This window comes from Aphanizomenon sp. UHCC 0183 (genome assembly GCF_009712065.1).
Classification (GTDB): domain Bacteria; phylum Cyanobacteriota; class Cyanobacteriia; order Cyanobacteriales; family Nostocaceae; genus Dolichospermum; species Dolichospermum heterosporum.
Window position 1 is genome coordinate 1 of sequence record NZ_VILC01000065.1, and the last position, 4,239, is coordinate 4,239.

Sequence of the window (4,239 nt, forward strand, 5' to 3'; positions counted from 1 at the left end):
TCGCCCAAACCCTCTTCAATCTTGCCTTTTGCCTCTTGCCTTTTGCCTTGTCATAACGACGATTTTCAATGCTAACCTACTTAACTCATAACTAACTAATGGTAAAAAACCGACCAATTGCAGTTGATTTATTTGCAGGTGCAGGTGGCATGACTTTAGGCTTTGAACAAGCTGGTTTTGATGTCCTAGCATCTGTGGAAATAGATCCAATTCATTGTGCAATTCATCAATTTAACTTTCCCTTTTGGACTGTGTTATGCAAAAGTGTGGAAGAAACAACAGGGAAGGAAATTCGGAATAGTTCTCAAATTGCTAATCAAGAAATTGATGTAGTATTTGGTGGTCCACCCTGTCAAGGTTTCTCATTAATGGGAAAACGTTCTTTTGATGATCCAAGAAACTCTTTAGTTTTCCATTTTATTAGATTAGTTGTAGAATTACAACCCAAGTTTTTTGTATTGGAAAATGTCAAAGGAATGACAGTCGGGAAACACAAAGAATTTATTGCTGAAATCATTAGTCAATTTTCCGAAAGTGGTTATCAAGTTAATGCAAATTACCAAGTTTTAAATGCAGCTAATTATGGAGTACCCCAAAATCGAGAAAGGTTATTTTTACTAGGTGCGCGTGAAGATTTAGAATTACCTAAATATCCAGAAAAAATCACATTCCCAGCAAAATCCAATCAATCTTCCGAAACTAAATTAGTCTTAACTCCTACAGTTTGGGAAGCATTACAAGATTTACCAGTCATAGAAAACTATCCAGAACTATATCAACAAGATTGGATATTTACAGAGTTTGCTAAACCTAGTAACTATGCTAAAAACCTGCGTAATCTTCCAACTGCAAAAAACAACTATTCCTACAAACGTCAATATGATCCTACTTTACTAACATCAAGTTTAAGAAGTAAGCATTCGACCGAATCTATGGATAGATTTGCATCCACACTACATGGTAAAATCGAATCAATCAGTCGTTTTCATAAACTTGATCCTGATGGTTTATGTAATACCTTAAGAGCCGGAACACCTAGTAATAAAGGTGCATTTACTTCACCTCGTCCCATACATCCTTTTATCCCCAGATGTATTACTGTTAGGGAAGCTGCGCGGTTACATTCCTATCCTGACTGGTTTCGATTTCATCCGACAAAATGGCATGGTTTTAGACAAATTGGTAATTCTGTTCCCCCGCTTTTAGCACAAGCAGTCGCAGAGGAAATTATTAAATTTTTAGATATCAAATCTTCTGATAGTGCAAAAGTGACAAAAACCATACCTCAAGGTATTAAAGATTTAGGGGATATTAGTTTATTAACGCTTGATATGTCAGCAGCAGCGAAATACTTTGGAGTGAACCCTGATGTTATAGAACCGAGAACCAGAAAAAAATGAATTTTTATAATTTAGCTTTCCCGACAGAAGCCCCAAGCTCACTCTTAGGAGCGTGGGATGAATGGCGCGTGAGTTGACGACAGTTCGCTGACTAATGTGCGTAGCACGAGAGAAGGGAATATAGAGGAGTATGTCACGTAATACAGCAAATTGTATCAATATCACCAATTATTTATAGCCATACTCCTGACTGGGCGCAGGGCCTGCGCCCCTACCTCCTGATAGCGTAGCGTGGCGTTAGCCATACTCCTGATAGCGTAGCGTGGCGTTAGCCATACTTCTAACCCTCACAGATAACTATAAAATATTGTTAAATCAAATGCCATGATAAATTACCTGAAATTAGCCTAATCATAATTATTACCTCAGTAATTATACAGATAATGATAGGATTGAGTCCAGAACCTAAACTCCCAATACCATAAGGAAATTATTTACAAATGATTTTTTTTAATCAAGACCAACAACTAGAAAATATCGGTAATCAAATTTTAGAGGCAACTTGGGCAGAGTTTCCAACTTTAGCATCTCATCAAATTGCTTTCACTTGGGTGGTATATGATCCTCCCGCACCAGTGAATACGGGTGGTGCGCTGACTCCTAACGCTTTTTGGGAACATCCGGTGCGGGGTTTTAGCTATCGGGGGGGAGAACGGATTTATCCTGCGAGTGTGGTGAAGTTATTTTATTTGGTGGTGGTGCAAGAATGGCTAGAGAAAGGAATGAGTCATGCTTCGGCAGAATTAGACCGGGCTTTGAAGGATATGATAGTTGATTCTAGCAACGATGCGACTAGTTTAATTGTTGATATCATCAGTGGAACTACTTCTGGTCCTCAGTTAAGTCCTGGCCCTTTTGAAACTTGGAAATATCAACGTAATATTATTAATCGTTATTACCAGTCTTTGGGGTGGGAGGAAATGAAGGCGGTTAATGTCTGTCAAAAAACTTGGGGTGATGGTCCTTATGGACGGGAAAGGGCTTTTTATGGGGAGATGTTTGAAAATCGGAATATGCTGACGACGGATGCGACTGCGAGATTATTACATAGTATCGTGGGTGGGGTGACGGTTTCTAGTGAGCGATCGCAATCCATGATGAATTTACTCAAACGCAGTATTAAGCCAGAAGAGTTAAGCCAAGATGGTGATGAGAACCAAGTTACAGGCTTCTTAGGGGGTGGATTACCTCAAAATAGTCAAATCTGGTCAAAAGCAGGTTGGACAAGTACAGTCCGTCATGATGCGGCTTATATTGAATTACCAGATCAGCGCCCTTATCTGTTGGTGGTGTTTACGGAGGGGAAGGAGCAAGCTAAGAGTCGGGAAATTTTACCTTTTGTGTCTAGAAGAATTGCAGAAGCGATCGCTAATTTATAGAATTGCAATTGCTGGGACTTAACAACGGAAATAGGTAAAAATGGGACGGATTTTTATTTCTGCGGCACATGGTGGCACAGAAGCGGGTAAAAATGACCCCGGTGCGATCGCTGGTGGCACAACGGAAGCAAAGGAAATGATTCTTTTGCGGGATTTGGTGGTGATAGAACTGCGGACCCGGAATTTAGAAGTTTTAGCTGTTCCTGACGATTTAAGTGCGGCTCAAACTATTGCCTGGATTAATGCTCGTGCTAATGCCAAAGATGTAGCCCTAGAAATTCAAGCCAATGCGGCCAATAGTCCATCTGTGCGGGGAGCAAGTGCATTTTATATTGCCAAAAACGATCAGCGCAAGCAAAATGGAGAAATGTTATTAACGGCACTTTTGCGCCGTGTCCCCCAATTACCCAATCGCGGAGTAAAACCAGATACAGATAGTGGCTTGGGTAATTTGCAATTTTGTCGTCAAACAGCGATCGCCGCCATATTACTACAAGTCGGTTTCCTCAGCAGTCCCGAAGATCGGGCTTTATTACAAAGTCGTCGTCGTGATTTTGCGATCGGAATTGCCGAAGGACTAACTACTTGGAGTCAAGCAAATGATCCTCAGCAACCAACAACCAAAAATTATCCCAGCATTAACATCAATATCAATGGACAAAATTACTCAGAACAAGGACTATTAATTAATGGTAATGCTTACATCCCCATTGATTTAGTAGATCGTTTACGGATTGATATTTCAAAATTAACTAATTTACGCCGGATTACCTATCGGCAAATAGTTTATATCAAAGCCATAGAACTTCGAGAATCTCATATTTCTATTGATTGGGATAGTGCCTCACGCACAGTCAGATTACGCTCAATTTCAACAGTTTGTCCCGGACAAATTGAACAACTTATCTCCAATGGCAACACATCAGAAATACAATTACAATCATTTCTAAAAATCAATAATGAAAGTGCCATTACCCAATTTCCTGACCTTCCCAAACTATATCGAGAAGAAGCAACTATTGAAGGCATAAATCATGACATTGCTTTTTGTCAAATGTGTCTAGAAACTGGATTTTTACGGTTTGGGACTGACATTAAACCCCAACAAAATAACTTTGCCGGTTTGGGTGCCGTTGGTGGTGGTGCTGAAGGAGCATCATTTCCCAGCGCCAGAATTGGTGTCAGAGCGCATATTCAACATTTAAAAGCCTATGCCAGTTTAGAACCTTTAGTCCAGCCAGAAGTAGATCCTCGATTTCGTTTTGTTACCAGAGGTGTTGCTCCCTCAGTTAATCAATTATCAGGGCGCTGGTCTGCGGATTTAGACTACGGAATCAAAATTACAGCTATTATCAGAAGACTCTATGAATCAGCAAATCTTTTGTAATTAGGGAACAGGGACTAGTGGTAGGGGAGGTAGGGGAGGTAGGGGAGGTAGGGGAGGTAGGGGAGGTAGGGGG

General features: G+C 40.4%; 3 protein-coding genes. All 3 read left to right on the forward strand.

The annotated features are described in order from the left end of the window. Positions 1-98 precede the first annotated feature (98 nt). The 3 genes from FJR37_RS18590 to FJR37_RS18600 all read left to right on the forward strand — a co-directional run bounded on the left by FJR37_RS18590 (position 99) and on the right by FJR37_RS18600 (position 4,166). Positions 99-1,400, forward strand: coding sequence for a DNA cytosine methyltransferase (locus tag FJR37_RS18590; protein ID WP_039199321.1), 1,302 nt, complete (start codon positions 99-101; stop codon positions 1,398-1,400). Positions 1,401-1,840: 440 nt separating this feature from the next. Beyond that, positions 1,841-2,779 (forward strand): serine hydrolase, encoded by a 939-nt coding sequence (locus FJR37_RS18595; protein WP_039199319.1) that lies wholly within the window; start codon positions 1,841-1,843, stop codon positions 2,777-2,779. Between the two features lie 40 nt (positions 2,780-2,819). Beyond that, positions 2,820-4,166, forward strand: coding sequence for an N-acetylmuramoyl-L-alanine amidase (locus FJR37_RS18600; protein WP_168466777.1), 1,347 nt, complete (start codon positions 2,820-2,822; stop codon positions 4,164-4,166). Positions 4,167-4,239 lie beyond the last annotated feature (73 nt).